Source organism: Brevundimonas sp. NPDC046655 (assembly GCF_044901625.1).
In the GTDB taxonomy this organism is placed as follows: domain Bacteria; phylum Pseudomonadota; class Alphaproteobacteria; order Caulobacterales; family Caulobacteraceae; genus Brevundimonas.
The window spans coordinates 176,949-203,310 of sequence record NZ_JBJDPV010000004.1 but is presented as its reverse complement, the minus strand read 5'-3'; the positions used below and the strand labels follow the sequence as shown (position 1 = coordinate 203,310).

Here is a 26,362-nt window from a genome sequence, read left to right as displayed (position 1 = left end):
CGCCGACGCCGGGGTTCCCGTCGCTAAGCCGCGGCCCGCGCCTTGCCGATCAGGCCCAGGTGGGTGATCCCGAAGCTGTCCGGCGACTTGAGGCCGTAGCCGAGGGCGCGGTCGAAGCCCACGTGGGCCAGCCAGATCAGGGCGAGGGCGACGGGCAGTCCCCCGCCGGTCAGCCCGCCCGTCGCCGCCAGCAACAGCGGCCCGATCAGGCTGTGCGCCAGATTATAGGCCCAGGCGCCGACCCGCGGCCCCGCCAGGTAGCCGACAAAGGACAGGTCGGGGGTGAGGAAGAGGACGGCGAACAGCAGCCAGCCCTCGCCGAACCGGGCATAGGCCAGCACCGAGACGGCCAGCAGGGCCAGACCTTCCAGCCTCTGCCAGAGCGGCGCGACGACGGTCACTTCAGCAGCCGGGTCAGCAAGGCCGCGGTCGAGGGGTCGAGCTCGGGCGAGGGGGCTCCCGCCGCCACGTCCTTGAGCACAGCCTTGGCCAGAACCTTGCCCAGTTCGACGCCCCACTGGTCGAAGCTGTTGATGTCCCAGATCACCCCCTCGACGAAGGTCTTGTGCTCGTAAAGCGCGATCAGGGCGCCCAGGGTCTGCGGCGTCAGGCGGTCCATGAGGATGGCGGTCGAGGGCCGGTTGCCGGGGAAGGTCTTGTGCGGGGCCAAACGGTCGGCCTCGGCTTCGGACGCGCCCGAGGCGATCAGTTCGGCGCGGGCGTGGGTCTCGGTCTTGCCCTGCATCAGGGCCTGGCCCTGGGCCAGGGCGTTGGCCCAGAGCGGGGCCTCCGAGGTCGCACCATCGGTCGAGGCGACGATGATGAACTCGGCCGGGACCACCTGCGGCCCCTGATGGATCTGCTGGAAGAAGGCGTGCTGGCCGTTGGTGCCCGGCTCGCCGAAGACGACGGGGCAGGTCTGGCGGCCGACAGGCGAGCCGTCGCAGCGTACCCGCTTGCCGTTCGACTCCATCTCCAGCTGCTGCAGGAAGGCCGGCAGGCGGCGCAGGCCGTGGGCGTAGGGGGCCACGGTGCGCGCAGGCCGATGCAGGCCGTCGACATTGTAAATCTGGGCCAGGGCCAGAAGGACCGGGGCGTTGGCCTCCAGCGGGGCCTCGAGGAAGTGCCGGTCCAGTTCGGCGGCGCCGTCGAGGAAGCCCTGGAAGACGTCCCAGCCCAGACCGATGACGCACGACAGGCTGACCGCCGACCACAGGGAATAGCGCCCGCCGACCCAGTCCCGGAAGGCGAAGGTGCGGCCGCAACCGAAGGCGGCGGCCTTTTCCGGCGCGGCGGTGACGCCGATGAAATGCCTGTCCATGCCTTCGGCGGGCAGGGCGGCGGCCAGCCAGGCCCGGGCGACCTCGGCGTTGGCCAGGGTCTCCTGGGTGGTGAAGGTCTTGGAGACGACCACGACCAGGGTCGAGGCCGGATCGAGCCCGGACAGGGCCTCGGCCATGTCGCGCGAGTCGACGTTGGCGACGAAACGCACCTTGATGGCCGGATCGAGCGGGCGCAGGGCGTCCCAGATCAGGCGCGGCCCCAAGTCCGAGCCGCCGATCCCGATATGGACCACGGCCTTGAAGGGGCGGCCGGTGGCGCCCGTCTCGATGCCGGACCGGACGGCGTGGGCGTAGTCGCGCATCTGGCCGCGCACGGCGTCGACCTCGGCCGAGACCGGCTCGCCCAGGGCGTGGAAGGCCGCCCCGACGGGCGCCCGCAGGGCGGGGTGCAGGACCGCGCGGCTTTCAGTGACGTTGATGGCCTGGCCCTCGAACAGGGCGGCGCGACGGCCTTCGACGTCGGCGGCGCGGGCCAGGGCCAGGGCCGTCTCGAAGCCTGCGCCGGTCCAGCTCTGCTTGGACAGGTCGAGATGCAGGCCGGCGGCGTCCACGGTCAGCCGCGACAGGCGGGCGGGGTCGGCGGCGAACTGATCACTGATGCGGGCGTCGGCGTCGCGGCGCGCCACGGCTTCCAGTTCGGTCCAGGCGGCGTGCGGCATCGACGGCTCCCCCATCGCCGTCCCGTGGTCTGGTACGGCGTTTGCAAGTCTTTGTTTATGGCTCAGGCCTAGAAGAGTTCAATCAATGGCCCGGTCAACATGGGTTTCCGTGTGGAAATTCTCTCGACCCGGCCGCCAGTGAGAAGGGATGCCCATGTCCTGCGGACTGATCCTCGCCGCCGTGCTGATGCTCAGCGATCCGTCCGTGGCTGAAGCCGCGGCCCAGCCGCCTGTCGCTGCGGACGCGCCGGTTTCGGTGGCGCACGAGCCCCTGTTCGCTGATCTGGTCACGCGCTCGGGGTCGCTGAAAGCCATCGTCGACGGCTGGATCGCCTCCGGCGAGGCTGACGGTCAGGGCTTCTTCGCCGGCGCCGCCTTCACCGGCTTCAAGGCGCAGACGGTCGAACTGGCTGAGCGCGACATGCAGGGCCATCTGGTGCTGAAGGAACGCGGCACGGATAATGATCTGAAATGCATCCTGCGCGGCATCTCGGAAGACATGCCCAAGAAGGTGGCCGCCGTAGAGACCGCCCCGAACGCCGCCGAGCGCAAGGTCGCGCTGGAAGAACTGGCCTATCTGCTGAACGACAACGTCGAGGTCATCACCTCGCCGCCTCGCCCGGCGGCGTAGCCGCCCGGCGAGGGTTTCTTTTTTTGGGGCCTACCGCCCCTTGGGCTGCTTGAGGCCCTGACAGATATGAGTTTGAGGCGCCGCCTCAGCTCTCCACGGTCTCCGGATACTTGATCGCGCAGCCGTAGGGCTGGGCGAAGGCGGTCTGGACGGGGCGGCCGGCCTTGGCGTCGGCCAGGGCGGCGCGGACGAAGTTGTTCGCGCCTTCCAGATCCTCGACCTTGTTGGTGGGCCGGTCGTCGATGCCGCCGACGAAGATCAGGCGGCCTTCGGGATCGATGATGCGCATGTCCGGCGTGGTCTTGGCGTCATAGCGCTTGCCGACCTCGCCGGTCGGATCCAGCAGCAGATGGGTGAAGGCGGCCTTGTGCCTGGTCTTCCAGGCCTTCGCCTCTTCGCCCTCGACGAAGCCCTGGGTTCCGGGAGCGGAGGAGATGATGGTCAGCCAGACCACGCCGTCGGCGGTCGCATCGCGCTGCAGGGCCTGCATGGCGCCGCTGTAGTGCTTCTTCACGAAGGGGCAGCCCTCGTTGGTCCATTCCAGCACCACCGTCTTGCCCTTGAAGTCGGCCAGCGAGCGCTGCACGCCCTCGGCGTCGACCAGGGTGAAGGCCGGAGCCATGTCGCCCGGCCCAGCGACGGCGGCGGTTTCGGTTGCGGCGGGCGCGGCCTTGTCGGGCTCGGCGGCGGGCTGCTGCTGGCAGGCGGCGAGCAGGAGAAGCGAGGCGGAAGCGACGGTCAGCATACGGATCATCGGATGGTCTCCTTCGGTGGATGTCAGCGGGCGGCGTCTTTCAGAGCGTCGACGACGGTCCCCTCGGTCAGAAGCTGCGGCAGGATGCGCGGCGCGGTTCGGCCGGGCGCATAGAGCAGATAGAGCGGCACCCCCGAGCGGCCGTGACGTTGCAGCTCGGCGGTGATGGCGTCGTCACGACGGGTCCAGTCGCCGACCAGATAGACCGCTTTCGCCGCCTGCATCGCCTCTGCGGTGCGGGGCGAGGACAGGGCCGCGCCCTCGTTGATCTTGCAGGTGACGCACCAGTCGGCGGTGAAGTTGACCAGAACCGGGCGGCCTTCGGCCAGGGCGGCTTGCACGGCCTGTTCCGACCAGGGCTGCGACGGCAGATGGGCGGAGGAGGCGGCACCGTCGGTCGAGGCCGGCGCGGCGCGGGCGGCCAGAACGCCGAGGCCGAGCGCCGCGAGCAGGGACAGGGCGGCGGCGATGGCGGCGAGGCGGCCCTTGCCGGGCGCGGCCTGCGAACGGCCCCAGAGCCACAGGGCCAGGGCCAGCATCAGGCCCGCGCCGAACAGCAAGGCGAGCGCGTCAGACGTCTGGCGGCCATAGACCCAGGCCAGCCACAGGGCGGCGCCGTACATGGGGAAGGCCAGGAGGTTCCGAAGCGTCTCCATCCACGGACCGGGCCTGGGCAGGCGCGACAGAAGACGCGGGCTGAGGCTGATCAGGACATAGGGCAGGGCCAGGCCGAGGCCGAGCATCAGGAAGACCGCGAGCGCCATCGGCCAGGGCATCAGCAGGGCGGCGCCCAGGGCGAAGGCCATGAAGGGGGCAGTGCAGGGGGCGGCCACGACCACGGCCAAAACGCCGGTGAAGAAGGCGCCGGCGGCGCCCGGCAGGCGGGCCAGCGGACCGTGCCCTGCGCCTTGCAGGCCCGCGCCCACGTGGAAGACGCCCGACAGGTTCAGGGCCACAGCCAGCATCAGCAGGGCCAGGGCGGCGACCACGCTCGGCGATTGCAGTTGGAAGCCCCAGCCGAGCGCTTGGCCGCCCGCGCGCAGGGCCAGAAGGACCCCGGCCAGGATCAGGAAGGTGGCCAGCACGCCGGCGAGGAAGGCCAGGCCGTCGCGGCGGGCCTCGGCCGGTTCGTGGGCTGAACGACTGAGCGCCGCCGCCTTCATCGCCAGGATGGGGAAGACGCAGGGCATGAGGTTAAGGATCAGTCCGCCCAGAAGGGCGAAGAGGGCGGCCTGAAGAAAGGCGACCGGCGTCGTGGCCGAGGCGGAGGCTTGCGCCGCTTCGCCGTCGCCGAGCACGCCCTCGCCCGAGGCGCCGGGCAGGGCGGCGCCCTGATCCGCCGAAATCTCCCAGGCGCCGAGATCGGTCGACAGAACCCCCGCCAGCGGCGGCTTCAGACCGTTGGCGGCGAGGCCGCGCCCCGGAGCCAGGGTCAGGGTCAGGCCCTGCGCGCCGCGCTGGCCGGTCTGGATGGCTGCGTGGTCGGTGATCCCGCCCTGGAAGGGGAAGAAATAGGCCCATTTCGGCGCGGCGCCCGCCAGCGGCCCGCCGACCGCGCTGAGGGTCAGCCGGCCGTCGGCGAAGGCGGCGCGGGCCTCGATCCCGGCGGGACGGGGGGCCGAGGCGACCACGGCCTGAATGGCCTGGCCGTAGCGCGGGTCCAGCGGAGCCGCGCTGTCGCGCACCGGCAGGCTGAGGGCCAGATCGAGGTCCTCGGGCACGCACATCTCGTCGCTGCAGACGTAGAAGTGGGCGGCGACGCGCAAGGACAGGGTCTGGCCCGGCTGCACCGAGACCGGGACCTGAAGCGGAACGGGCAGGAGGACCGCGTCCGAATAGCCGTAGTTCATCAGGCTCTGCAGCCGCTGGCGCTCGGGCAGGGGCCAGAGGATGTCGCCGGGGATCACGCCGTCGGGCAGGTTCCAGCTGAGCGTCGTCGGGCCGCCGGAATCCCCCTGATTGCGCCAGTAGGTATGCCAACCGGGCTTGATCTTCTGACGCACGGCGACGATCGCCGTCGCGCCGGGCGTGGCCCAGGCGCTCATGGGGACCAGCTCGGCCTCGATCCGTTCGGTGCGCTGCGTCCCGGAAGCCATGGGGGCGGCCCCGGCCTTCAACGCCTGCTCCAGCGCCGTCTGAGCCGGGGCGGCGACGGCGGAGGCGGTGAAGGTCAGCCAGACGAGAAGGGCGGCGAGAAGACGCAAGGGGCGACACCGGTCGACGAAGAACAGGCGGCGACCTTAACCGCCGAAGCGCCCGACAGCCACCTTGCCGCGCCGCAAGAAGAGGGACGCGCTGACGCAGCCTCGCGAAAGCCCTGGACGCCTAGCGCCGCGGCTGGGCCTGGATCAGCACCTCGGTGCGGCGGCGCAGGGGGTCGTTGACGCCGTTGACCACCGCGCCCTCGGCGCCGACGGCGGCGATCTCGAAGGCGGGGGCGGGCAGGCCGGCGACGGCCAGGGCCTCGGCCACCGAACGGGCGCGGCGCTCCGACAGCGACTGGTTGGAGGCGGGGGTGCCGGTGCGGGCGTCGGCCAGACCCAGAACCTGGACCTTGGTCACGTCGCAGCCCTGAAGCTGGGTGGCCGTCAGGCTGATGGCCTCGCGTGCGGCGGTGGTGAGACGGGCCTGGTCCTGATCGAAATAGACTTCGAACCGCTTGGCGCCGCAGGCGGCGGGATTGCTGACCAGATCGCTGCGCTTCTTGAAGACGCCGGGCGTGGAACAGCCCGCCAGCAGCACCAGGGTCAGTCCCGCCGCGATGATCGGGAGGATCGGTTTCATCATTCAGCCCCTCGACAAGGCGCCCAGCCCCGGGCGCGCACATTTCACGTCAGCAAAAAGGGCGGCCCGCACCAACGGACCGCCCCTTGAACCTGACCCGAAAAGCCGTCGGGCGCCAGTGTCGTCTTAGTAGCGACGCTGGCCGTTTTCCCAATAGCACTCGGTCTGGCGGTTATCGTAGCAGTAGTAATAACGGCCTTGGTTGTCGCGATAGCGCTGCTGGTTGTTGCGGTCCTGGCTGGAGCCGCGGATGGCGCCGGCCGCGCCGCCGGCGAGGGCGCCGATGGCCGCGCCGGTGGCCGCATTGCCGCCGCCGACGTTGTTGCCGATGATGGCGCCGGCGACGGCGCCGATGCCGGCTCCGATCGCGCCTTGACGCACGGTTTCGTTGCTGCCGCCGCCGTAATACGGGTCGCTGGCGCAGGCGGTGACCAGGAGGCCGGCGCCGGCGATGGCGATGGCGATGATCGCCTTGTTCATGGATCTGTCCTTCATGCCAAGGGGGCTCCCCTGAAGCCTGAAGAACGCAGGTGAAACGGGGCGGTTCCGGGGCGACGGCGACAAGCTTCACATTATTTTGTTCGCCGCCCGCGGTTTGGCGGAACCGTGCCGGGAAACGAGGCGTTCGCCGACCATGATCGACGTTTCCTCTGAAACGGGCGCGCCGCTAGATGCGCCCGAGACGCCCCGTCTTACGCCTCATGTCCCGATGAAGAGGGTGACCATACTGGTCAATCCCCTGTCCGGCGGGGTCGGACCGCAAGCCGCGGACGAAGCCGAGGCTATTCTGTCGGTCTATGATTTCGAGGCGACCGTGGTCGTTCTGGAAGGCGCCCGGATCCCTGACCAGATCGCCGCGGCGCTGGAGGCCCGACCCGACGTCCTGTTCGTCCTGGCCGGAGACGGCACGGCGCGCTCGGTGGCGACGCGGGCCGGGGCCAAGGGGCCGCTGGTGGCGCCCCTGCCGGGCGGGACGATGAACATGCTGCCCAAGGCGCTATACGGCACGGGCGACTGGAAGCTGGCCCTGCGACGCGCGCTGGAGGAGGGCGCCCCCCTGGCGGTCTCCGGCGGGGTGGTGGAGGGCGAGGCCTTTTACTGTGCGGCCATTCTGGGGGCGCCGGCCCTGTGGGCGCCCGCGCGCGAGGCGATCCGGACCGGCAAGCTGAAACAGGCCTGGATGCACGGGCGTCGGGCGCTGAAGCGCGCCTTCAGCGGCCATATCCGTTTCAGCCTTGACGGGGGCGCCCGGCGTCGGGCCGAGGCCCTGGTTCTGATCAGCCCGATGATTTCCAAGGCCATGGACGAGCCGGTGGGGCTGGAGGCGGCGGCGATGACCACCTCCGACGCGGCCCAGGCTTTCGGCCTGGCGGCGCGAGCCCTGTTCGACGACTGGCGCCATGATCCCAACGTAACGACCCAGCCGGCGCGCCGGATCAGCGTTGCGGCGCGTTCGAAGATTCCGGCGGTGATCGACGGCGAACCCATGCTGCTGGGCCGCGACGCCAGCATCAGCTTCCTGCCGCGAGCCTTCATGGCCCTGGCGCCCCGACCCCCGGCGGCCGAGGACAGCGTCTGATGGGGCGGGTGCTGCAGTTCTCGGACGTGCATTTTGGTTGCGAGCATCAACACGCCGTCGCCGCCGCCCTGGAGTATGCGCACGCCACGCCCCACGACCTGGTCCTGATCACCGGGGACATCACCCAGCGCGGGCTGCCGGCCGAGTTCGCGGCGGCGGGCGACTGGGTGCGGGCCATGCCCCAGCCGGTCTTCGTCACCGTGGGCAATCACGACGTGCCCTACTGGGACGTGATGGCGCGGTTGTTCTGGCCGTGGCGAGCGTTCGAGAAGGCGACCGGCCATCCGGCCCATGATCATGAGTTCAAGAGTCCTGATCTGATGGTGCGCGGCGTGACCACGGCGCGCGGCTGGCAGGCCCGGCCCAACTGGTCCAAGGGCGTCATCGACCTGGACCAGACGCGTCGGGCGGCCGAGGCCTTGCGCCACGCGCCGATCGGGGCGCTGCGGATCCTCGCCTGCCACCATCCCCTGATCGAGATGATCGGCGCGCCGATGACGGGTGAGGTCAAGCGCGGCGACAAGGCGGCGCTGATCTTCGCCGAGGCGGGGGTGGACCTGATCGCCACGGGCCATGTCCATGTGCCGTTCGCTCTCGGCATCGATCTGTCGGATCGCTGTTCCTACGCCATCGGTTGCGGGACCCTGTCGCATCGCGAGCGCGGAGCGCCGCCCAGCTTCAACCGGATCGAGTGGGACGCGAAGGAGATCGTGGTCACGGCTGTGGTCTGGACCGGCAAACGGTTCGAGGATCATCAGACCTGGCGTCTGCCGCGCCGTCAGGACACGCGTCGGGTCGAGACCGCGCCCGATCCGGCGACGCCTGGCGAAATGGAAGCCGCCGCTCTTTGAGAACAGATACGAAAAGGCCCCGACGGATCGTCGGGGCCTTTTGTTTTTTCACGTGAAACGCGACGTCAGATGCGCGGGCCGCGTCCGCGCATGCCGCCCACCACCAGCGAGACCACGAACAGGATCACGGCGATGATGGCGATGAATTTGGCGATCTCGAACGACATGCCCGAGATTCCGCCGAAGCCGAGAACAGCAGCGACCAGGGCGATGATGAAGAAAATGATGGCCCAGCGAAGCATGGACGACCCTCCGAAACAGTGTTGAAGAGAGCAAAACCATCGACCCCTCCCGTCGACCGTTCCGCCTGACTTAACAACGCCTCGGAGGCTTGGCCGTTCCGATCTTTTATCGGCGCCGCGGCCGGCTTTTTTCAGTAAAGGCCGCCGCCACCATGGTGGCCAGGGCCGGGTTCCGCAGGAAGATGAAGCCGCCGGCCAAGGCCGCGGCTACGCCCAGAATGGGTCGTTCCTGGAACAGGTGGAAGGCGCGCACGCCCAGACTCTCGGGCTCCTGTTCCTCTTCATCGTCCTCGCCCTGTGCGCGGCGCACGAAGACCAGGGCGATGATCAGGGCGACGACCGCGAACAGAGCCGCTGTGATGGCCGCCGCCGCCAGAGGCACGACGACCAGCGCCAGCAGATAATAGACCGTGGCGCCCAGGGCGACCATGGCCACGAAGCCCGCGCCGGCGGCGACAAAGGTCGCCACCGCGCGGTTGATCAGCCCCCGCCCGATCATCAGCGGCGACGACCGGCGATGAGCAGGCCCAGGACGAAGCCGACGCCGAGGGCGATGGCGGTCGACTGCACCGGACGCTCCTGCACGCGTTCGACGACATAGCGCTGGGCTTCCTCGAAGCGCTCGGCGGCTTCGTCGTAATACTCCCGGCCGCGCACGCGGGCGTCGTCATAGTAGCCGCGGGCCTTCTCGCGCAGCTCGTCGCCCTGCTCGCGCAGGCGGGCCTCGGCGGCGGCGGCCTTTTCCTTCAGGCGCTGCGTTTCCTCGCGCGCGCCGGTCTTCAGATCCTCCTTGAGGGTCTTGAGATCGTTCTTGATGTCTTCCCGAGCCTTGGTCGTGGCCATGATGCGCGCTCCGCTTCTGTGTAAGCTTGACGATTAAATAGAGAACCCCCGCCCCGAACGCCACACCGACGACCAAGGTTCCTGCACTGCAGCAAGACCCTGTCCGTCGCGCAAGCCGCCTTCTGGCGTCGTTCGAACCGTCGTTCTAGAACCAACGCCATGACCCAATGGCTGTTCCCGCCCGCGCCCACGCCCTCGCTTCCGATCGTCGGCGAACCGCGACGTTTTCCCGTCCGGCGCATCCTGTGCGTCGGTCAGAACTACGCCGCCCACGCCCGTGAAATGGGGGCGGACCCGAACAAGCCCGCGCCCTTCTTCTTCGCCAAGCCCGCCGACGCCCTGGTCGTCGACGGTGCCGATCCGGCCTATCCCTCGGCCACCGCCAACCTGCACCACGAGGTCGAGCTGGTCGTCGCCGTCGGTGAAGGCGGGACCATCGCGGGCTGGGCCGTCGGCGTCGATCTGACGCGGCGCGATCTGCAATCGGAAGCCAAGGCCAAGGGACGACCCTGGGAGGCGGGCAAGGCCTTCGACCAGTCGGCGCCCTGCGGCGCCCTGACGCTGGGCGCCCTGCCCGAGGCCGACGCGGTGATTGAACTGAAGGTCAACGGCGAGACGCGCCAGACGGGCCGTCTGTCGGACATGATCTGGGATCCGGCGGGCATCCTGGCCAAGGCCTCGGAGCTGTGGTCGTTGCAACCCGGCGACCTGATCTTCACCGGCACGCCCGAGGGCGTCGGACCTCTGGTTCCCGGCGACCGGGTCGAGGCGCGTATCGACGGTCTGGCCGCGCTTCGCTTCACGGTGAAATCATGATCCTGCACGGCTACTGGCGCTCGGGCACCAGCTATCGCACCCGTATCGCCCTCAGTCTCAAGGGGCTGGCCTATCAGACGGCGCCGGTCGATCTGCGGACGGGGGCGCAGAAATCCGACTCCTACCTCGTCATGAACCCGCAGGGTCTTGTTCCGGCGCTGGAGACCGGCGACGGCCAGGTTCTGACCCAGAGCCCGGCCATTCTGGAGTGGCTGGAGGAAACCCATCCGACCCCGGCCCTGCTGCCGTCGAACGCCGCCGACCGCGCCCTGGTGCGGGCCATGGCGGCCCTGATCGGCTGCGATATCCATCCGCTGAACAATCTGCGGGTGCTGAAGGCGGTGCGCGAGCTGGGCGCCGATCAGACGGGGGTGGACGCCTGGGCCGGGCGCTGGATTCTCGACGGCTTCGCGGCGCTGGAGGCCCAGGTGGTGCGTCATGGCGAGGGCTGGTGCTTCGGCGGGGCGCCGAGCCTGGCCGACTGCTACCTGATTCCGCAGATCTATTCGGCGCGCCGGTTCAACGTGGATCTGACGGCGTTTCCGCATCTGCTGGAGATCGAGATGCGGGCCGAAGTCCATCCGGCCTTCATTGCGGCGCATCCGGACAATCAACCGGACGCGGATTAAGCCTGTTCGTTCACCAACAGCCTTGATTTCGGTCAATCTCCCTTAAGCTTTGGCGCTGAAGATCAGCGTCGTGAGATTCGCCCTTCCGCCCTCTCCGGCCGACCGGCTCGCCATCGCGGTGGTGACAGAGCCCGAACGGTCCCGACCGCTGCCGCCCGGCCAGCGGGAGGACGCCATGCGCCATCTGCTGCAGACGGCGGGCGACGCGGGCGTCGGTCTGGTGGCGACCCGGCCCGAAGGCGACGTCGAGCGCCTTCTGGGTCAGGCCTGGCCCTTCCCTTCCCCCTTCCGCGTCACCGTGCGCACCGTGCCCCTGGCCGACGGTCTGGACCGGGTCGAGGCCCGCGCCCGCCGCTCGCTGGAGCGCATGGGTCTGCCGCGCGGCGACGCCGTTCTGGTGCAGAACGCCTCCGATCTGGCCGGGGCCGAGGGCCGCGCCCTGTGGGCTCGGCTGCAGGCGCTCAAGGAACGCGGCGTCTTCCGCAAGATCGGCTTCGTCGCCACCGTCGAGGACGGTCCGGCCCTGATCGCCCGCCGCTTCCAGCCCGACGTGGTGCAGGTCGCCTGCAATATTCTGGATCAACGCGCCGCGCGCGGCGGGGTCATCGAGACCCTGGCCGCTCAGGGCGTCGAGGTGCATCTGGCCTCGGTCTTCGCCCAGGGCCTGCTGTTCGCCAATCGCGAGAGCCTGCCGCCTGAACTGGCGGCCCACGGCATGGCCCTGTCACGCACGCGTCGGCGCCTGGCCGAGGCGCGGGTCGATCCGATGCAGGCGGCCCTGGCCTATGCCCTGAACCTGCCCGGCGTGGCCTCGGTGATCGCCAGCGTGGCCTCGGCCGCCGAGCTGCGCGCCATCGTCGCCGCCTCGCACGCGGCCAAGCCCGACATCGACTGGGACGCCCTGGCCCTGGACGAGGCCCCCGCCGCCGTCGCCTCACGCCTGCGCCTGCACGTCAGCAACGCCGCCTGATCCACAGCTGCGGCGGTTTTCATCGCCGCCCTGTGCATGACCGCCGCCGATCCTGCTTGAGGCGGGGGCGCCGATCCGTCACCCTGCGCGGCGTATGAACGCGCCCCTGTCCCATCCCCCGCAAGTCGATCTGAAGCCCGACGCCGGCACGACGCCGGTCATGGCGCAATTCCTGGCGGCCAAGGCCGATCAGCCGGACGCCATCCTCTTCTTCCGCATGGGCGACTTCTACGAGCTGTTCTTCGACGACGCGGTGAAGGCGGCGGCGGCGTTGGGCATCACCCTGACCAAGCGCGGCAAGCATCAGGGCGAGGACATTCCCATGGCCGGGGTGCCGGTCCATGCGTTGGACGGCTATCTGGCGCGGCTGATCCGCATGGGCTTCAAGGTCGCCATCTGCGAGCAGCTGGAGAACCCGGCCGAGGCCAAGAAGCGCGGCTCCAAGGCGGTGGTGCATCGCGGCGTGGTGCGGGTGGTGACGCCCGGCACCCTGACCGAGGACAGCCTGCTGGACGCGCGCGGCGCCAACCGTCTGGCCGCCGTGGCGATCCGCAAGGGGCGCGCGGCGGTGGCCGTGGTCGAGCTGTCCGCCGGGGCGGTGGACTCGGTGGCCTGCGACCTGAGCGATCTGGGCGCGGCGCTGGCGGCGTTTCGACCGTCCGAAGTGCTGGTGCCCGACCGCCTGTTTTCTGACGAGGGCTTGAAGGGGGCGCTGGACGGTTCCGGCGGCGTGGTTCAGGCCATGCCGCAGGCTCTGGCCGAGCCGGTCGGGGCACGCGATCGGGTGCAGCGCCTCTATGGCGTCTCGGCGCTGGACGGTTTCGGGGCCTTCGAGGAGGCCGAGGTTTCGGCGCTCGGCCTGATCGCCGCCTATCTGGAGACGACCCAGGCCGGCAAGATCCCCGCCCTGGCCCCGCCGCGCCGCTCGGGCGAAAGCGGTTTTCTGGCCATCGATCCGGCGACGCGCCTCAGCCTCGAGATCGACCGCACCCAGCGCGGCGAGCGGGATGGCTCCCTGCTGCACTGCATCGACCGCAGCGTCACCTCGGGCGGGGCGCGGGCCCTGGCCGAACGCGTGTCGCGACCCCTGCGCGATCCGGCGGCGATCAACGCCGGACTGGACGCGGTGGAGTGGCTGCTGGAGCGACGCGACCTGCGGCGCGATCTGAGGGACGGCTTGCGCTCGTCGGCCGACGTGGCGCGGGCCACCTCGCGTCTGGCCTTGGGGCGCGGCGGGCCGCGCGACCTGGCGGCGATCCGTTCGGGCCTGACGACGGCGCAGGCTCTGGCCGGCCTGTTCGCCGCCTCGACCCATGATCCTCTGGCGGGGCCGCCCGCACGGGTTCTGGCCTGCCTCGACCGGCTGACGCTGGACGCCGAGCTGTCGCACCTGCTGGCCGATCTGGTCGACGGCCTGATGGAGGAGCCGCCGCATCTGGCGCGCGACGGCGGCTTCGTAAACCCCGGCCACCGGCCCGAACTGGACGCCGCCCGCACCCTGCGCGACGACAGCCGCCGCGTGGTCGCCGATCTGGAGGCCCGCGCCGTGGCCGAGAGCGGCGTGGCGTTCAAGGTGCGCCACAACGCCGTGCTGGGCTACTTCCTCGAGGCCTCGGCCAAGGCGGCGGAAAACCTGCTGCGCGCCGGTCCCGACAGTCCCTTCATCCACCGTCAGACCCTGGCCAATCAGGTCCGCTTCACCACGGTCGAATTGTCGGAACTGGACGCCAGGATCAGCCAGGCCGGGCACCGCGCCCTGGCCATGGAAGGCGAGACCTTCGAGGCCTGGCGGCGCGAAGTGGCGCGGCTGGCAGGGCCGTTGCAGGGCGTGGCCGAGGCCCTGGCCGAGCTGGACGCCCACGCCGCCCTCGCCGAATGGGCCGAGGAGGTCGGCGCCGTCCGCCCCGTGGTCGATGACAGTCTCTGCTTCGATGTCGAGGCCGGGCGTCACCCGGTGGTCGAGGCGGCGGTGACGGCCCAGGGCGACCCCTATACCCCGAACAACTGCCGCCTGGCCGGCGACGGCGCCGGGGCCTCGCGCCTGTCGATCGTCACCGGGCCGAACATGGCCGGCAAGTCGACCTTCCTGCGCCAGAACGCCCTGCTGGTGGTCCTGGCCCAGGCCGGGGCCTTTGTCCCGGCGCTGGCCATGCGGCTGGGCGTGGTGGACCGGCTGTTCAGCCGGGTCGGCGCCGGCGACGATCTGGCCCGCGGCCGCTCCACCTTCATGATGGAGATGGTCGAGACCGCCGCCATCCTGACGCAAGCCACGCCGCACAGCTTTGTCGTGCTGGACGAGATCGGACGCGGCACCGCTACCTATGACGGCCTGGCCATCGCCTGGGCCACCGCCGAGGCCCTGCACGAGACCAATCGCGCCCGCACCCTGTTCGCCACCCACTATCATGAGCTGGCGCGGCTGGAGGAAAGGCTGGACCACGTCTGCAACCTGTCGATGAAGGCGCGCGAGTGGAACGGCGACCTGGTCTTCCTGCACGAGGCGGCGCCCGGCGCGGCGGACCGCTCCTACGGCGTGCAGGTGGCCAAGCTGGCCGGCGTGCCGACGGCCGTGGTCGGCCGCGCCCGCGAGGTGCTGGAGCGGCTGGAGAGCGAAAAGGCGGCGGCGGCGCGTCTGGACGACCTGCCCTTGTTCGCCGCCGTGGCCGAGCCTGCGTCGGCGCCGATCAGCTCGGCGCTGGACGAGGCGGTCGCGGCCATCGATCCCGATGAGCTGACCCCGCGCGAGGCGCTGGAGGCGCTCTATCGGCTGAAGGGGCTGGCGCGCTCGTGACCGGCGCGGCGGTCCTGGATCCGCGTCTGGTTCAGGCCGCCTCGGGCCCCGACGCCCGCGTCGCTGTGACGGCCTTGTTGCGCGAGAGTTTCGCCATCGACCGCGCCCGCGTCGCCCGGCGGCTGGAGGGCGGGATCGACGGGGCCGAGGCGGCGCGCCTCTACGCCGCCGCCGCCGATGTCATGCTGATCAATCTGTGGCGGGTCGCGACTGAGGTCCTGCATCCGGCGCCGCAGGATCGCCTCAGCCTGCTGGCGGTCGGCGGCTACGGGCGGGGCGTCCTGGCGCCCTTTTCCGATCTCGACCTGCTGTTCCTGCGGCCCGGCCAGATAGCCAGCGCTCGCGCCGAGGCGGTGATCGAGTTTGTCCACTATGTCCTGTGGGATCTGGGGCTGAAGGTCGGTTCGGCCTCGCGCTCGGTCGGCGAGACCCTGGACCTGGCGCGCAGCGACATGACGGTGCGCACCACCCTTCTCGAGGCCAGGGTGCTGGCGGGGGACGCCGCTCTCGGCGCCAACCTTTTGCGGCGGTTCCGCGCCGAGGTCGCCAAGGCCGATCCCCGCCCCTTCATCGCCGCCAAGATGGAGGAGCGCGACGTTCGTCTGCAGAAGACCGGTGCGGTGCGCTATCGCGTCGAGCCCAATATCAAGGACGGCAAGGGCGGCTTGCGCGACCTGAACACCCTGTTCTGGATCGCCCGTTCGCTGGCGCCGGACAGCGAACGCGGGCAGGCGGCGCTGGAGGGCCTGCTCAGCGCGCGCGAGCTCCGCAGCTTCCGCGAGGCCATCGGCTTTCTGTGGAGCGTGCGCATCCATCTGCATCTGGCGGCGGGGCGGGCCGAGGAGAAACTGACCTTCGATTTCCAGCCCGAGATCGCCCGGCGCATGGGCTGGCGCGGGCGCGGCGACGAACTGGCGGTCGAGCGGTTCATGCGCCGCTATTTCCAGGTGGCGCGCGAGGTCGGCGCCCTGACCCGCGCCGTCTCGGCCCAGCTGGAGGCGCGCCAGCAGAAGAAGGCGCAAGGCCTGGCCCGCGGCCTGTCGCGGCTGATCCCCCGACGCCGGGCCAAGCTGGCCTTCGACGGTCTGGCCGTCGAGGGCGGGCGCCTGACGGTGACCAGCGGCTCGGTCTTCGCTCATGATCCTGTGCGGCTGCTGCTGCTGTTCGTCGAGGCCGACCGGCTGGATCTGGACCTGCATCCCGACGCCTTCGCCGCCGTGATCCGGGCCCTGTCTCTGGTGACCCCGGCGCTGCGGCGCGACCCGCGCGCGGCCGAGGCCTTCCTGACGGTGCTGGCGCATGGGCAGAGGCCCTATCGCGTCCTGTCGATCATGAATGAGACGGGGCTGTTGGGCCGTTTCCTCCCCGAATGGGGGCGGATCGTCGGCCAGACCCAGTTCAACATGTATCACGCCTATACGGTGGACGAGCACACGTTGCAGGCCGTGGGGATCATCAACGACATCGCGCGCGGCAAGCTGGAGGCGGATCACCCGGCCTCGACCGCCATCATCCACCGCATCGCCGACATTGAGGCCCTGATGCTGGCCATGCTGCTGCACGACGTGGGCAAGGGCGGCGATCGGGGCCAGCTGGAGGATGGCGCCATCGCCGCGCGTCGGGCCTGCGAGCGGCTGGGCGTCGACCCGCGCCGGATCGAGCTGGTGGTCTGGCTGGTGCGCCATCATTTGCTGATGAGCGACTATGCGCAGAAGCGCGACGTCTCCGACCCCTCGACCGTGCGGGCCTTCGCCGAGGCTGTGGGCGACCCGGAGCGTCTGAGGATGCTGATGGTCCTGACCGTGGCCGATATCCGCGCCGTGGGGCCGGGGGTGTGGAACGGCTGGAAGGGTCAGCTGATGCGCGCCCTGTTCGAGGCGACCGAGGCCCTGTTCCGCGGCGACGCCGTGACGCGCGAGGACCCGCTGGTCGACCATCCGGCCCTGGTCGAGCGGGCGCGGCGCGAGGGGGCGGCGGTCGAGGCCCTGCCCGCCGAGGGGCCGCTGGAATCCACGGCCCGCGTGGCGGTGGCGGCGCTGGACCGGCCCGGCCTGTTCGCCGACCTGGCCGCGACCCTGGCCCTGGCCGGGGCCGACGTGGTCGGGGCGCGTCTGGCCACCGCCGAGGACGGCGCGGCCCTGGACGTCTTCGAAATCCAGGACGGGGCGGGCGAGGCCTATGGCCGGCGCGAGCCACGTCGTCTGGCCATTCTGGTCAAGGCCCTGGAGCGGGCGGCGCAGAAGGGGGCGCGGGCCTCGGCGGTCGAGACGCCGCGCGTCAGCGCCCGTCGCGCCGTGTTCGAGGTCCGCCCGGTGGTGCGCATCGACATGGAGGCGGGGACCAGCGCCGTGGTGGTCGAGGTCTCGGGCGCCGACCGGCCCGGCCTGCTGGCCGACCTGGCGCGGACCATCTCGGCCCATGGCTATTCGACCCGGTCGGCCCATATCGCCAGCTTCGGCGAGCGGGCGGTGGACGGCTTCTACATCACCGACGCCGACGGGGCGAAGCCGACCGACGCGGGGCGGCTGGAGGGCTTGAAGGCCGGCCTGCTGGAGGTTCTGGACCGGGCGCCGCAAGGTCCGGCGGGGCGGCGCATCACGCCGGTGCGGGCCAGCGTGCGCGACGTCTCGGATCTGGAGGGCGAGATCGGACGCAAGCCCGTATCCAGCGGGTCGCGGGCGCGCTAAGGCGTTTGTCGGGCGAGCATAGAGACCAGCCGTGAACGACAAGACCGATCCCATCGAACCGGCCGCGCCTATCTCGGCCGCCAACGCCACGGTGGAGCCTGTCATTCAGCCGCCCGCCGCCTCGACGACGGTGAAGGGGGGCGGCGTCATGCGCTCCTCGGCCATCTTCAGCGCCATGACCCTGCTGAGCCGCCTGGCCGGGTTTGCGCGCGACGTGGTCATTTCGGCGGCGCTGGGGGCCTCGGCGGGACCGGCGGCGGACGCCTACAACACCGCCTTGAACTTCCCCAACCTGTTCCGCCGCATCTTCGCCGAAGGGGCCTTCGCCGCCGCCTTCGTGCCGGCCTACGCCAAGACGCTGAAGACCGAGGGCGAGGCCACAGCCGATCAGGTCGCCACCGACGCCCTGGCCGCCGTGGCCGCCGTCACCGTGGTCCTGACCATCGTCGCCCAGCTGACGATGCCGTGGCTGATGACGGTCATCAACATCGGCTTCCTCGACGATCCCGCGCGCTTCAAGCTGGCGGTGATCCTGACCCAGATCACCATGCCCTATCTGCCCTGCATGGCCATCGCCTCGCTGCTCAGCGGGGTGCTGAACGCGCGCGGGCGCTTCATCGTCTCGGGCGCCTATCCCATCCTGCTGAACCTGATCATGCTGGCCGCCGTCATTCCGGCCCAGGGCGATCAGGTGGGCGCCGCCTACGCCGCGTCGTGGGGCGTAGCCGTGGCGGGCGTGGCCCAGGCGGGCCTGTGCTGGTGGGCGGCGCGCAAGGCGGGCGCCAATATCCGCCTGACCATGCCCAGGCTGACCCCGGCGGTGAAGGCCATCATTATCACCGCCATTCCCGCCGCCATCGGCAATTCGGCGACCCAGATCAACGTTTTCATTTCGGGCAACCTTTCCAGCTTCGTCGCGGGCGGACGAACCTGGCTGGCCACGGCGGACCGGCTGTATCAGCTGCCGCTCGGCCTGGTCGGGGTGGCCATCGGCATCGCCCTGCTGCCCAAGCTGTCGGCGGCGGTGGCGTCCAAGGATCATGGCCAGCAGCAGGCCTCGATGGACGAGGCCCTGGCCCTGTCCATGGCCCTGACCCTGCCGGCGGCGGCGGCGCTGTTGGCCATGCCCTACTTCCTGATCGACGCCCTGTTCACGCGCGGCGCCTTCCTGCAGGTGGACGCCGTCAACACGGCCCAGGCCCTGTTCCAGTTCGGCTGGGGCGTGCCGGCCTTCGTCCTGATCCGCATCCTGGCCCCCGCCTTCTTCGCGCGCGGCGATACGCGCCGGCCCATGGCCTTCGCCCTGGTCTCGGTGGCGGTCAACGCCGCCCTGGCCATCGGCCTGTTCAACCTGGGCATGGGGATTTCCGGCATCGCTGCGGCGGTCAGCGCGGCGGCCTGGACCAACGCCCTCCTGCTCGGCGCGACCCTGTGGCGGCGCGGCCATTACCGGCCCAGCCCGGTGGCGGCCTCGCGGCTGGCGCGCATCCTTCTGGCCAGCATCGGTCTGGGCCTGGTCGTCGGCCTCGCCTCCTGGGCGCGGCCGATGCTGCAGGGCCCGATCGAGGCCCTGCTGGGCGCGATCGGCTCGGATCACGGCGCGAAGGAGCTGACCCTGCTGGCCGTCGTGGCGGCGGGCGGTCTGACCTATGTGGTCCTGGCCTTCATGACCCGCGCGGTCACCGTCGCCGAGATCAAGGGCCTGATCCGCAAGGCGCGGTAGCCGGTCGGCAGGTCAGGGCCGCGGCGACGCCTATCGAGCTGGCGTCATCACCACGGCCGGGCGACGAGGCGTGATCCTTCGCGCTCGATAGATTGAGGCCGGAGGCCTCCCTGCACGAGCACGTCCACAGCCCTGTCCGTTTGAGTCTCGCCATCGGCCATCGTGGCGACGACTGTGATCAAAGCCGATTGACCGAGCGGAAGGGGCGGGAGGTGCCCCTCGGCTTGGCCGTCGTGGAACTGGAGATCCAGCCTCTGGGGCGGGAAGTCGCCTCGGGGCTTGTATGGGTGGATCATGATGCTCACCCCCGCCAGGCCAGGGTGGAAGCTCTGGCCGAGTACGCGAGTGTGCGCACCATCGGGTGTCAATGAGAGGCCGAGAACCGGCGGGAGGACGCCTTCCTGCCTCACTACGGCGCGCTTGTAGAGCGGGAGGCAGACAGTCTCGCCTGCTTTGAATATCAACGACCCTGCGGTTGCGCCGAAGGCCATAAGAGGAGCCTCTTGAGTGCGCCAGGATTTTCGGGCTACCGGCACAACATGTGGCCACCAGGCGCCGCCCAAGGGACCGCTGCCCGTTGGCCTGATGTTCAAGTCCTGCATCAGGCTCCAGTCGCAAGCGGCCTCACTGTAGCTGACGGACAACTGGACTATATAGGGCTTCTGGGCCGCGGGCGGCCGCGTCGCGCAACTGGCCAAGAAGGCTGTCGTGAGGATCAGCGCGGCGTAGGCGTGAGCATTCTTCATGGATCGACGCTATGCGAGCTCGTCCAGCCCGGTCAACGGTTGCACCGGGCCGCTCTCGCCTTGCCCTTCGCGCCTTGAGGCGATAAGCGCGAAGGCATGGCTCATTCGGGATACATCTTCGTCGCCCGGCGATGGCGCGGCTGACTGTTCACCGCACGACCCCGCACGCTTGCGCGTGCGCCGAATCCAGCCTCTTCGAGTTCCGAGAACCCTCCCATGACTGACCAGACCCCGGCCCCCTACACCGGTCCGCGCCGCATCCTGTCCGGCATTCAGGCCTCCGGCGCCCTGCACCTGGGCAACTATCTGGGCGCCCTGAAGCGCTTCACCGAGTTGCAGGAAACGGGCGCGCCCCTGTTCGTCTTCGTCGCCGACATGCACGCCATCACCGTCTGGCAGGAGCCCGAGAAGCTGACGGCCCAGACGCGCGAGATCGCGGCGGCCTATCTGGCGGCGGGCCTCGACCCGGCCAAGGCGACCATCTTCCCGCAGTCGGCGGTGCCGGCCCATGCCGAACTGGCCTGGATCTTCAACTGCGTCGCCCGCCTTGGCTGGCTGGACCGGATGACCCAGTTCAAGGAGAAGTCGGGCAAGCACAAGGAACGCTCCAGCGTCGGCCTCTACACCTATCCGGTGCTGCAGGCGGCGGACATCCTGCTCTACAAGGCGACCGAGGTGCCGGTCGGCGAGGACCAGAAACAGCATCTGGAGCTGACCCGCGACATCGCCGCCAAGTTCAACAACGACTTCGGCGTGCCGGGCTTCTTCCCGCAGCCGGAACCCCTGATCCAGGGACCGGGCACGCGGGTCATGAGCCTGCGCGACGGTTCGGCCAAGATGTCGAAGTCCGATCCGTCGGACCTGTCGCGCATCAACCTGACCGACGACGCCGACACCATCGCAGCCAAGATCAAGAAGGCCAAGTCGGACATGGATGTCCTGCCCGACACCGTCGAGGGTCTGGACGGTCGGCCCGAGGCCAAGAACCTAGTGGCCATCTACGCCGCCCTGTCGGACACGACGCGCGAGGCCGTTCTGGCCGAGTTCGGCGGTCAGGGCTTCGGCGCGTTCAAGCCGAAGCTGGCCGAGCTGGCCGTCACCTCCATGGCCCCGGTCACGGCCGAGATGCGCCGTCTGATGGCCGACCCGGCCGAGATCGACCGCGCCCTGGCCGTCGGCGCCGAACGCGCCCGTGAGGTGGCCCAGCCGGTGGTGGACGAGGTCAAGAAGATCGTCGGCTTCTGGCAGGGTTGATCGGCCGTTTTCGGACATGACGGCCTCGCGGCGGGTTTCGCGGCGGGGCCTTCGCGCCTAGATCATCGGCCATGACCCATCCTCTCGATCGCGCTGTCTTCAATGCCCTGACGACGCGCCTGTCCCGCTTCACGACGCCCGATTCCGGGGCCTTGGCCGTGCGCCTCGATCCCGAGGTCGGCGTCTTTCTGGCGGCGGCGGACGACAGCGCGGCCAGCCGCGAGGCGCTCGGCGTCCTGGCCCGGCGCTATCGCGGCGCGGGACTGGTCGAACGCGAGGACGGACCGATGGCCGGGGTCCTGCCCGAGGGCGTGCCCATCGCGGCCCAGGTCGCCCTGGTGCAGATGACGGCCACGGCCCTGACTCCGGTCGGGCCGACCGCGCCGCTGGACGGCGTGATCGAGGAACTGGGCGAGGCGGACGCCCCCGCCATGCTGGCGCTGGCGACCCTGACACGGCCCGGCCCCTTCCGCTCCAGGACGCGCGAACTGGGTCCCTTCGTCGGCATCAAGCGAGACGGCGAACTGGTCGCCATGGCCGGACGGCGGCTGCGCGTCGACGGCTTCACCGAGCTGAGCGGGGTCTGCACCCACCCGGATCATCGCGGCATGGGCTATGCCGCCGCCCTGTCCCGTGCCGTGGTCAGTGAAATTCTGGCGACGGGAGAGACGGCCTTCCTGCACGCCTTCGCCGACCATGAGACGACCATCGCCTTCTATCGCGGTCTGGGATTTCAGACGCGGGCGCGCATGACCTATAGTTCGCTGGGCGAGGTCTGAAGGAGGCGAGCATGAGCGGTCACGGCGCAACGGTGGAATGGACGCGGGGCGAGCAGGCCTTCGTCGACAAGCGATACAGCCGCGCCCATGTCTGGCGTTTCGACGGCGGGGCCGTGGTGCCGGGGTCTTCGTCGCCGGCGGGCGTGCCGGTTCCGATGTCGGACCCGGCGGGCGTGGACCCGGAGGAGGCCATGATCGCCTCCCTGTCCAGCTGCCACATGCTGTGGTTCCTGGCCTTCGCCGCCAACGCCGGTCTGGTGGTCGACCGCTATCTGGACGAGGCCTCGGGCGAGCTGGACAAAAACGAGGCGGGCAAGCGCTATCTGGCCCGCGTCGCCCTCAACCCGGTGACGACCTTCACCGGCCGCCAGCCCGATCAGGCCGAACTGGACGCCCTGCACCACGCCGCGCACGAGCATTGCGACATGGCCCATTCGGTGCGGTCCGAGATCACCGTCACGGCCCGCATCGGCTGAAGGCTCAGGCCGTCTCCTCCTCGATCAGGGAGCGGAAGGCGGCGTGGGCGGCGGTCATGCCGTCCGTCGTCGCCAGGGTGATATTGCCCGCCGGCCGCGCCAGATCGCCGGCGGCGAAGACGCCTGGCTGACTGGTCTGCTGCTGGGCGTCCACCTTGACGATGCGGCCCATGGGGCTGTCGGTCATCTCGCAGCCCAGACGTTCGGCGAAGCCGTTGGCCTGACGCACCTGGGCGCCGACGAAAATGGCCTTCAGGGGTATGAAACGGCCGTCCGCCAGCCGCGCGCCGGTCAGGGTGGGGGCTTCGCCCTCCAGCCGCTCGAGGGGCGTGGGCTCGATCGTGACGCCGCGGCGGGCCAGCAGGCGGGCGTCGTCTTCACCCAGCCGCGCCGGGTCGATGAACAGAACCGCCTGGCCCCATTCGGCGACGATCATCGCATACTGGACCGCATGGTCGCCGCGCCCGAGGACGCCGATCGGTCCGCCGCCGATCTCATAGCCGTGGCACCAGGGGCAGTGCAGGGCGGTTCGGCCCCAGCGTTCCTTCACGCCCGGAAGGTCGGGCAGGACGTCCTCGACCCCGTGGGCCAGGATCAGGCGGCGGCCCCTGGTGCACGTGCCGTCCGCGAAGGCGACCGCGAAGCCGCCGCCGATGCGTTCGACGTCCACCGCCTCGGCCATGCGGAAGGCGGCGGTGGGATAGGCCGCGACCTGGGCGCGGGCGGCGGCGGCGATCTCGGTCCCCGGACGGCCGTCGTTGCTCAGGACGCCGTGGGCGCGGGCGGCGAAGCGGTTTCTCGGCCGGGCGTCGTCGATGACCAGAACCCGGCGGCGCGCCCGCACCAGTTGCAGGGCGGCGGACAGACCGGCGTAGGAGCCGCCGATGACGACGGCGTCATGGGGCATCGGATTTTCGCTGGTGCGCATGTAGAAGGTCTCTCTTGGGGTGGGCGGCCAGCCGGCGCGAGAAGTCCGCCGCCAGATCGGCCAGGGTGATGGAGTCCAGCCGGGCGGCCAGCAGGGCGCGGGCGGCGGCGTAGGTGTCGGACAGGGCCTCGTTGACGGCGGCCTCGATCAGGCAGCCCTCGGCCTCGACCGGCGGGGTCTCGGGCAGCAGGCCGGGTTCGCCGAGCGCGGCGTGGACCTGACCCAGGGTGACGCCGTCCAGCGGTCGGGCCAGCCGCCAGCCGCCGCCATGTCCCTTTTCCGAGACGACCAGCCCCTGGTGGCGCAGGCCCGCCATGGTGCGGCGGACGACGACGGGATTGGTCGACAGGCAGGCGGCCAGCATGTCCGAGGTCATGGGTTGGCCATGACGCTGTTCGTGCTCGGCCATGTGCAGCAGGGCGTGGAGGATGTTGGACAGGCGGGAGTCGCGTTTCATGTAACTTCAATTGTTACGTGATGCGTCGCGCGTCAAGACAGGCGGCGGAATTTGTTTTCAAGCGTCGGGCGCCACGTCCTTGAGGAAGGCGGTGAAGCGGCGCAGGGCCTCCAGCGTCAGCTCGGGGTGGTGGCGCATCGGGCCGTTGCTGGTCGGTTCGTCGAAGGCGTGGGTGCCGTCGGCGACCCAGCTTTCGACCTCGGAGCCGCAGTCGCGGATCATGGCGTTGACCCGTTCGGCGTTCGAGACCGTGGTCAGGTGGTCGCGTTTGGCCGTCATGGCCAGGACGCGCGGGCAGTGCCGCCACGGCTTCATCCGGTTGAAGGCCCAGAAGCCGACATAGGGGTAGGCCAGCCAGACCGCCTTGACCCCCGACAGGTCGCAGTCGCCGGGATCGGCCACGCCCATGCGGCCCGGTTGCGGGTCTTCGCTCATCATCTCCATGATCGACCAGCCGCCGTGGCTCCAGCCCGCCAGCGACAGCATGTCGGGATCGACGTCGGGCCGTTGTGAAATCCCCTTGATGGCGGCCAGCAGATCGCCCGCCCGCTCATAGCCGCGCAGCACCAGGCCGGTGCAGACCGTGGTCAGGGTGAAGGCGCGGTTCCAGCCCCTCGGGCCGTAGGAATCGACGATGAAGGCGCGCCAGCCCGCCGCCTTGGCGGCCTCGGCGTAGCGCGGCAGGTGGTCGCGCAGGCCGCCGCAGCCGTGGAACAGCAGCACCGCCGGGCGCGGCCGGTCGTCGTCGGGCCCGACCACGGTCGTGTGCGGTTCCAGCATGGCCCAGCGGGCGTCGAGCGTATCCATCAGTCCAGCTTAGAGGTTCGCGATTTCGAAGAAAGGGGTCTTGCAGTTTCGATATATCGATATATATCTGCGTCAGTTCGATATATCTAAGTGAAAGACGAGAGAGCGATATGAGAGGATCCAAGGGGATCGAAAATACGGGCCAAGGCTTCGGGCGCGGCCGTCACGGCGCCCACGGCGGCTTCGGCTTCGGCCACGGCTTTGGACGGGGCGGCCACGGCCGTCACATGCGGCCGGAGGGCGGGCGCGGCCCGAGGGCGGACGGCGAAGGCCGGATGCGCGGCGAGCGCCACGGGCGACGCGGCGGCGGGCGCATGTTCGAGCACGGCGCCCTGCGCTGGGTGCTGCTGTCGATGATCGCCGACAAGCCGAGCCACGGCTATGAGCTGATCAAGGGCATCGAAAGCCGCATGGGCGGGACCTACGCCCCCAGCCCCGGCGTCATCTATCCCAGCCTGTCGCTGCTCGAAGACATGGGGGCGGTCAGCGTCGCCGCCGAGGGCGGCAAGAAGCGCTATGCCATCACCGACGAAGGCCGTCGCCTGCTGGACGAGAACGCCGAGGCCCTGGCCCACATCGACATGAAGATGAAGGCCCTGCGCGGACGCCCCGATCGGCCCGCCCGCATCGCCCAGGCCATCGAGGCCCTGCGCACCGCCACGCATCTGCGCCTGACCCAGGAGCCGCCGCTGAGCGAGGCCGAGGTCGAGGCCATCGCCGACCTGCTGGAGGCCGCCGCCGAAAAGGTGCGTCAGGCATGAGCGAGGCCCTTCTGCGCCAGCCGCGCCGGGTGCGACACGAGCTGAAGTTCCGCCGCGCCCGCGTCGAGGCGGTCGAGCAACTGACGCCGGTGCTGAAGCGCATCGTCCTGACCGGCGAGGAACTGGAGGGCTTCTTCAGTCCCGGCTTCGACGACCATGTGAAGATCTTTCCGACGCTGCGTGGACAGGCTGTGGTCCTGCCGACTGTCGGTCCGGACGGTCCGGTCTTCGCTGAGCCCAGGCCGACAGCGCGCGACTACACCCCGCGCGCCTTTGACGCCGCGAGCCGGCGGTTGACCATCGACTTCGCGGTCGGTCACGGCGGCCCGGCCACGGCCTGGGCCGAGGACGCCCGGGTCGGTGACGAACTGGGTCTGGGCGGGCCGCGCGGCTCCTTCCTGATCCCGACCAGTTTTTCGCAGCACCTGCTGGTCGGTGACGAGGCGGCCATACCCGCCATCGCCCGGCGGCTGGAGGAACTGCCCGCCGGGGCCAGGGCCGTCGCCTGCATCGAGGTCAACGACGCGGCGGGCGAGCTGGATCTGCCCAGCGCCGCCGACGTTGAGATCGTCTGGGTGCATCGCAAGGGCGGGCCGCGGGGTCGGGCCGACGCCCTGACGGCGGCGGCGGTCGCGGCGGCGCGGCGCATCGATCCGGCCGACGCCTATGTCTGGGTCGCCTGCGAGTCCACGGTGGCGCGGTCGATGCGTTCGGCCCTGCTGGCCGCTCGGCCGTTCAATCCGAAGTGGATGAAGGTGGCCGGTTACTGGCGTCTGGGCCGTGCGGGGTCGCATGAAGTGATCGAGGACTGAGGCCCGACCGGGCCTTGGCCAAAGAAAAGGGCGCTGCCGA

Annotated in this window: 26 protein-coding genes; 14 read left to right on the top strand and 12 right to left on the bottom strand. The window is 70.3% G+C overall.

Annotation, left to right across the window (positions count from 1 at the left end; all coding sequences use genetic code 11):
* Nucleotides 1-23 precede the first annotated feature (23 nt).
* Both ACI2KI_RS12690 and pgi read right to left on the bottom strand, forming a co-directional pair.
* Nucleotides 24-401: a DUF4260 domain-containing protein gene (locus ACI2KI_RS12690; protein ID WP_404620573.1), complete on the bottom strand. Its 378-nt coding sequence runs from the start codon at nt 399-401 to the stop codon at nt 24-26.
* Nucleotides 398-2,002, bottom strand: coding sequence for a glucose-6-phosphate isomerase (gene pgi / locus ACI2KI_RS12685; protein WP_404620571.1), 1,605 nt, complete (start codon nt 2,000-2,002; stop codon nt 398-400). The genes ACI2KI_RS12690 and pgi overlap by 4 nt, the downstream gene beginning before the upstream one ends.
* 154 nt (nt 2,003-2,156) lie before the next feature.
* Between pgi and ACI2KI_RS12680 the strand changes: the two genes are divergently transcribed.
* Nucleotides 2,157-2,633 carry a hypothetical protein gene (locus ACI2KI_RS12680; RefSeq protein ID WP_404620569.1) on the top strand — a complete coding sequence of 159 codons (477 nt, stop codon included), beginning with the start codon at nt 2,157-2,159 and terminating at the stop codon, nt 2,631-2,633.
* Between the two features lie 85 nt (nt 2,634-2,718).
* Here the strand turns inward: ACI2KI_RS12680 and ACI2KI_RS12675 are convergent, their stop codons facing one another.
* The 4 genes from ACI2KI_RS12675 to ACI2KI_RS12660 form a co-directional block, all read right to left on the bottom strand.
* Nucleotides 2,719-3,387, bottom strand: coding sequence for a thioredoxin family protein (locus ACI2KI_RS12675; protein WP_404620567.1), 669 nt, complete (start codon nt 3,385-3,387; stop codon nt 2,719-2,721).
* A gap of 23 nt (nt 3,388-3,410) precedes the next feature.
* The gene (locus ACI2KI_RS12670) at nt 3,411-5,591 is read right to left on the bottom strand and encodes a protein-disulfide reductase DsbD family protein (protein ID WP_404620565.1); all 2,181 of its coding nucleotides are present in this window, start codon (nt 5,589-5,591) and stop codon (nt 3,411-3,413) included.
* Between the two features lie 121 nt (nt 5,592-5,712).
* On the bottom strand, nt 5,713-6,171 hold the full coding sequence (locus ACI2KI_RS12665) for an OmpA family protein (protein WP_404620563.1): 459 nt from the start codon (nt 6,169-6,171) through the stop codon (nt 5,713-5,715).
* A 126-nt stretch (nt 6,172-6,297) separates the two neighbouring features.
* Nucleotides 6,298-6,651, bottom strand: coding sequence for a YMGG-like glycine zipper-containing protein (locus ACI2KI_RS12660; protein ID WP_404620561.1), 354 nt, complete (start codon nt 6,649-6,651; stop codon nt 6,298-6,300).
* Nucleotides 6,652-6,805: 154 nt separating this feature from the next.
* On the opposite strand from ACI2KI_RS12660, the gene ACI2KI_RS12655 reads away from it, so the two are divergent.
* Together ACI2KI_RS12655 and ACI2KI_RS12650 are read left to right on the top strand one after the other, a co-directional pair.
* The gene (locus ACI2KI_RS12655; protein WP_404620559.1) at nt 6,806-7,750 is read left to right on the top strand and encodes a diacylglycerol/lipid kinase family protein; all 945 of its coding nucleotides are present in this window, start codon (nt 6,806-6,808) and stop codon (nt 7,748-7,750) included.
* Entirely contained in the window at nt 7,750-8,601 is an 852-nt protein-coding gene (locus tag ACI2KI_RS12650; RefSeq protein ID WP_404620557.1) for a metallophosphoesterase family protein, read from the top strand. The genes ACI2KI_RS12655 and ACI2KI_RS12650 overlap by 1 nt, the downstream gene beginning before the upstream one ends.
* Before the next feature lie 65 nt (nt 8,602-8,666).
* Here ACI2KI_RS12650 and ACI2KI_RS12645 read toward each other — a convergent pair whose 3' ends face one another.
* The 3 genes from ACI2KI_RS12645 to ACI2KI_RS12635 form a co-directional block, all read right to left on the bottom strand.
* Nucleotides 8,667-8,843, bottom strand: a complete 177-nt coding sequence (locus tag ACI2KI_RS12645) for a DUF1328 domain-containing protein (RefSeq protein WP_200165181.1) — start codon at nt 8,841-8,843, stop codon at nt 8,667-8,669.
* A gap of 106 nt (nt 8,844-8,949) precedes the next feature.
* Entirely contained in the window at nt 8,950-9,342 is a 393-nt protein-coding gene (locus ACI2KI_RS12640) for a phage holin family protein (protein ID WP_404620554.1), read from the bottom strand.
* Nucleotides 9,342-9,686, bottom strand: coding sequence for a YqjD family protein (locus tag ACI2KI_RS12635; protein WP_292084970.1), 345 nt, complete (start codon nt 9,684-9,686; stop codon nt 9,342-9,344). Before ACI2KI_RS12635 ends, ACI2KI_RS12640 begins: the two co-directional genes overlap by 1 nt.
* A 159-nt stretch (nt 9,687-9,845) precedes the next feature.
* Here ACI2KI_RS12635 and ACI2KI_RS12630 point away from each other — a divergent pair, with 159 nt between their 5' ends.
* The 9 genes from ACI2KI_RS12630 to ACI2KI_RS12590 all read left to right on the top strand — a co-directional run bounded on the left by ACI2KI_RS12630 (nt 9,846) and on the right by ACI2KI_RS12590 (nt 22,557).
* Nucleotides 9,846-10,502, top strand: a complete 657-nt coding sequence (locus tag ACI2KI_RS12630; RefSeq protein ID WP_404620552.1) for a fumarylacetoacetate hydrolase family protein — start codon at nt 9,846-9,848, stop codon at nt 10,500-10,502.
* Complete coding sequence (maiA, locus tag ACI2KI_RS12625) at nt 10,499-11,131, top strand: maleylacetoacetate isomerase (protein ID WP_404620550.1); 633 nt, start codon at nt 10,499-10,501, stop codon at nt 11,129-11,131. The genes ACI2KI_RS12630 and maiA overlap by 4 nt, the downstream gene beginning before the upstream one ends.
* A gap of 70 nt (nt 11,132-11,201) precedes the next feature.
* Nucleotides 11,202-12,101 carry an aldo/keto reductase gene (locus ACI2KI_RS12620; RefSeq protein WP_292084974.1) on the top strand — a complete coding sequence of 300 codons (900 nt, stop codon included), beginning with the start codon at nt 11,202-11,204 and terminating at the stop codon, nt 12,099-12,101.
* A gap of 94 nt (nt 12,102-12,195) precedes the next feature.
* Nucleotides 12,196-14,892 carry a DNA mismatch repair protein MutS gene (gene mutS, locus ACI2KI_RS12615; protein WP_404620548.1) on the top strand — a complete coding sequence of 899 codons (2,697 nt, stop codon included), beginning with the start codon at nt 12,196-12,198 and terminating at the stop codon, nt 14,890-14,892.
* Nucleotides 14,889-17,579, top strand: coding sequence for a [protein-PII] uridylyltransferase (gene glnD / locus ACI2KI_RS12610; RefSeq protein WP_404620546.1), 2,691 nt, complete (start codon nt 14,889-14,891; stop codon nt 17,577-17,579). The genes mutS and glnD overlap by 4 nt, the downstream gene beginning before the upstream one ends.
* A 31-nt stretch (nt 17,580-17,610) precedes the next feature.
* The gene (gene murJ, locus ACI2KI_RS12605) at nt 17,611-19,302 is read left to right on the top strand and encodes a murein biosynthesis integral membrane protein MurJ (RefSeq protein WP_404620544.1); all 1,692 of its coding nucleotides are present in this window, start codon (nt 17,611-17,613) and stop codon (nt 19,300-19,302) included.
* A 962-nt stretch (nt 19,303-20,264) separates the two neighbouring features.
* Complete coding sequence (gene trpS / locus ACI2KI_RS12600; protein ID WP_404620542.1) at nt 20,265-21,302, top strand: tryptophan--tRNA ligase; 1,038 nt, start codon at nt 20,265-20,267, stop codon at nt 21,300-21,302.
* A gap of 71 nt (nt 21,303-21,373) precedes the next feature.
* On the top strand, nt 21,374-22,081 hold the full coding sequence (locus ACI2KI_RS12595) for a GNAT family N-acetyltransferase (RefSeq protein ID WP_404620540.1): 708 nt from the start codon (nt 21,374-21,376) through the stop codon (nt 22,079-22,081).
* Nucleotides 22,082-22,092: 11 nt separating this feature from the next.
* A complete protein-coding gene (locus ACI2KI_RS12590; RefSeq protein WP_404620538.1) occupies nt 22,093-22,557 on the top strand; it encodes an OsmC family protein in 465 nt (154 codons plus the stop codon).
* 4 nt (nt 22,558-22,561) lie between these two features.
* Here the strand turns inward: ACI2KI_RS12590 and ACI2KI_RS12585 are convergent, their stop codons facing one another.
* Genes ACI2KI_RS12585 through ACI2KI_RS12575 form a run of 3 tightly spaced genes read right to left on the bottom strand, consistent with a single transcriptional unit; the run spans nt 22,562 to nt 24,749 of the window.
* Entirely contained in the window at nt 22,562-23,485 is a 924-nt protein-coding gene (locus ACI2KI_RS12585; RefSeq protein WP_404620536.1) for an NAD(P)/FAD-dependent oxidoreductase, read from the bottom strand.
* Complete coding sequence (locus tag ACI2KI_RS12580; RefSeq protein WP_404620534.1) at nt 23,454-23,942, bottom strand: Rrf2 family transcriptional regulator; 489 nt, start codon at nt 23,940-23,942, stop codon at nt 23,454-23,456. Before ACI2KI_RS12580 ends, ACI2KI_RS12585 begins: the two co-directional genes overlap by 32 nt.
* Before the next feature lie 57 nt (nt 23,943-23,999).
* On the bottom strand, nt 24,000-24,749 hold the full coding sequence (locus ACI2KI_RS12575; protein ID WP_404620532.1) for a dienelactone hydrolase family protein: 750 nt from the start codon (nt 24,747-24,749) through the stop codon (nt 24,000-24,002).
* A 110-nt stretch (nt 24,750-24,859) separates the two neighbouring features.
* On the opposite strand from ACI2KI_RS12575, the gene ACI2KI_RS12570 reads away from it, so the two are divergent.
* The gene (locus ACI2KI_RS12570) at nt 24,860-25,510 is read left to right on the top strand and encodes a PadR family transcriptional regulator (protein WP_404620530.1); all 651 of its coding nucleotides are present in this window, start codon (nt 24,860-24,862) and stop codon (nt 25,508-25,510) included.
* On the top strand, nt 25,507-26,322 hold the full coding sequence (locus ACI2KI_RS12565; protein WP_404620528.1) for a siderophore-interacting protein: 816 nt from the start codon (nt 25,507-25,509) through the stop codon (nt 26,320-26,322). The genes ACI2KI_RS12570 and ACI2KI_RS12565 overlap by 4 nt, the downstream gene beginning before the upstream one ends.
* Nucleotides 26,323-26,362 lie beyond the last annotated feature (40 nt).

Excerpts from the sequence above, each read along its gene's own strand:
- ACI2KI_RS12565 (WP_404620528.1), top strand. The coding sequence starts at position 25,507 with ATGAGCGAGGCCCTTCTGCGCCAGCCGCGCCGGGTGCGACACGAGCTG.
- ACI2KI_RS12640 (WP_404620554.1), bottom strand. The coding sequence starts at position 9,342 with ATGATCGGGCGGGGGCTGATCAACCGCGCGGTGGCGACCTTTGTCGCC.
- ACI2KI_RS12585 (WP_404620536.1), bottom strand. The coding sequence starts at position 23,485 with ATGCGCACCAGCGAAAATCCGATGCCCCATGACGCCGTCGTCATCGGC.
- ACI2KI_RS12590 (WP_404620538.1), top strand. The coding sequence starts at position 22,093 with ATGAGCGGTCACGGCGCAACGGTGGAATGGACGCGGGGCGAGCAGGCC.
- ACI2KI_RS12635 (WP_292084970.1), bottom strand. The coding sequence starts at position 9,686 with ATGGCCACGACCAAGGCTCGGGAAGACATCAAGAACGATCTCAAGACC.
- ACI2KI_RS12665 (WP_404620563.1), bottom strand. The coding sequence starts at position 6,171 with ATGAAACCGATCCTCCCGATCATCGCGGCGGGACTGACCCTGGTGCTG.
- trpS (WP_404620542.1), top strand. The coding sequence starts at position 20,265 with ATGACTGACCAGACCCCGGCCCCCTACACCGGTCCGCGCCGCATCCTG.
- ACI2KI_RS12675 (WP_404620567.1), bottom strand. The coding sequence starts at position 3,387 with ATGATCCGTATGCTGACCGTCGCTTCCGCCTCGCTTCTCCTGCTCGCC.
- ACI2KI_RS12660 (WP_404620561.1), bottom strand. The coding sequence starts at position 6,651 with ATGAACAAGGCGATCATCGCCATCGCCATCGCCGGCGCCGGCCTCCTG.
- ACI2KI_RS12645 (WP_200165181.1), bottom strand. The coding sequence starts at position 8,843 with ATGCTTCGCTGGGCCATCATTTTCTTCATCATCGCCCTGGTCGCTGCT.
- ACI2KI_RS12680 (WP_404620569.1), top strand. The coding sequence starts at position 2,157 with ATGTCCTGCGGACTGATCCTCGCCGCCGTGCTGATGCTCAGCGATCCG.
- ACI2KI_RS12575 (WP_404620532.1), bottom strand. The coding sequence starts at position 24,749 with ATGGATACGCTCGACGCCCGCTGGGCCATGCTGGAACCGCACACGACC.
- ACI2KI_RS12595 (WP_404620540.1), top strand. The coding sequence starts at position 21,374 with ATGACCCATCCTCTCGATCGCGCTGTCTTCAATGCCCTGACGACGCGC.
- mutS (WP_404620548.1), top strand. The coding sequence starts at position 12,196 with ATGAACGCGCCCCTGTCCCATCCCCCGCAAGTCGATCTGAAGCCCGAC.
- ACI2KI_RS12650 (WP_404620557.1), top strand. The coding sequence starts at position 7,750 with ATGGGGCGGGTGCTGCAGTTCTCGGACGTGCATTTTGGTTGCGAGCAT.
- ACI2KI_RS12580 (WP_404620534.1), bottom strand. The coding sequence starts at position 23,942 with ATGAAACGCGACTCCCGCCTGTCCAACATCCTCCACGCCCTGCTGCAC.
- pgi (WP_404620571.1), bottom strand. The coding sequence starts at position 2,002 with ATGCCGCACGCCGCCTGGACCGAACTGGAAGCCGTGGCGCGCCGCGAC.
- maiA (WP_404620550.1), top strand. The coding sequence starts at position 10,499 with ATGATCCTGCACGGCTACTGGCGCTCGGGCACCAGCTATCGCACCCGT.
- ACI2KI_RS12655 (WP_404620559.1), top strand. The coding sequence starts at position 6,806 with ATGATCGACGTTTCCTCTGAAACGGGCGCGCCGCTAGATGCGCCCGAG.
- ACI2KI_RS12630 (WP_404620552.1), top strand. The coding sequence starts at position 9,846 with ATGACCCAATGGCTGTTCCCGCCCGCGCCCACGCCCTCGCTTCCGATC.
- ACI2KI_RS12570 (WP_404620530.1), top strand. The coding sequence starts at position 24,860 with ATGAGAGGATCCAAGGGGATCGAAAATACGGGCCAAGGCTTCGGGCGC.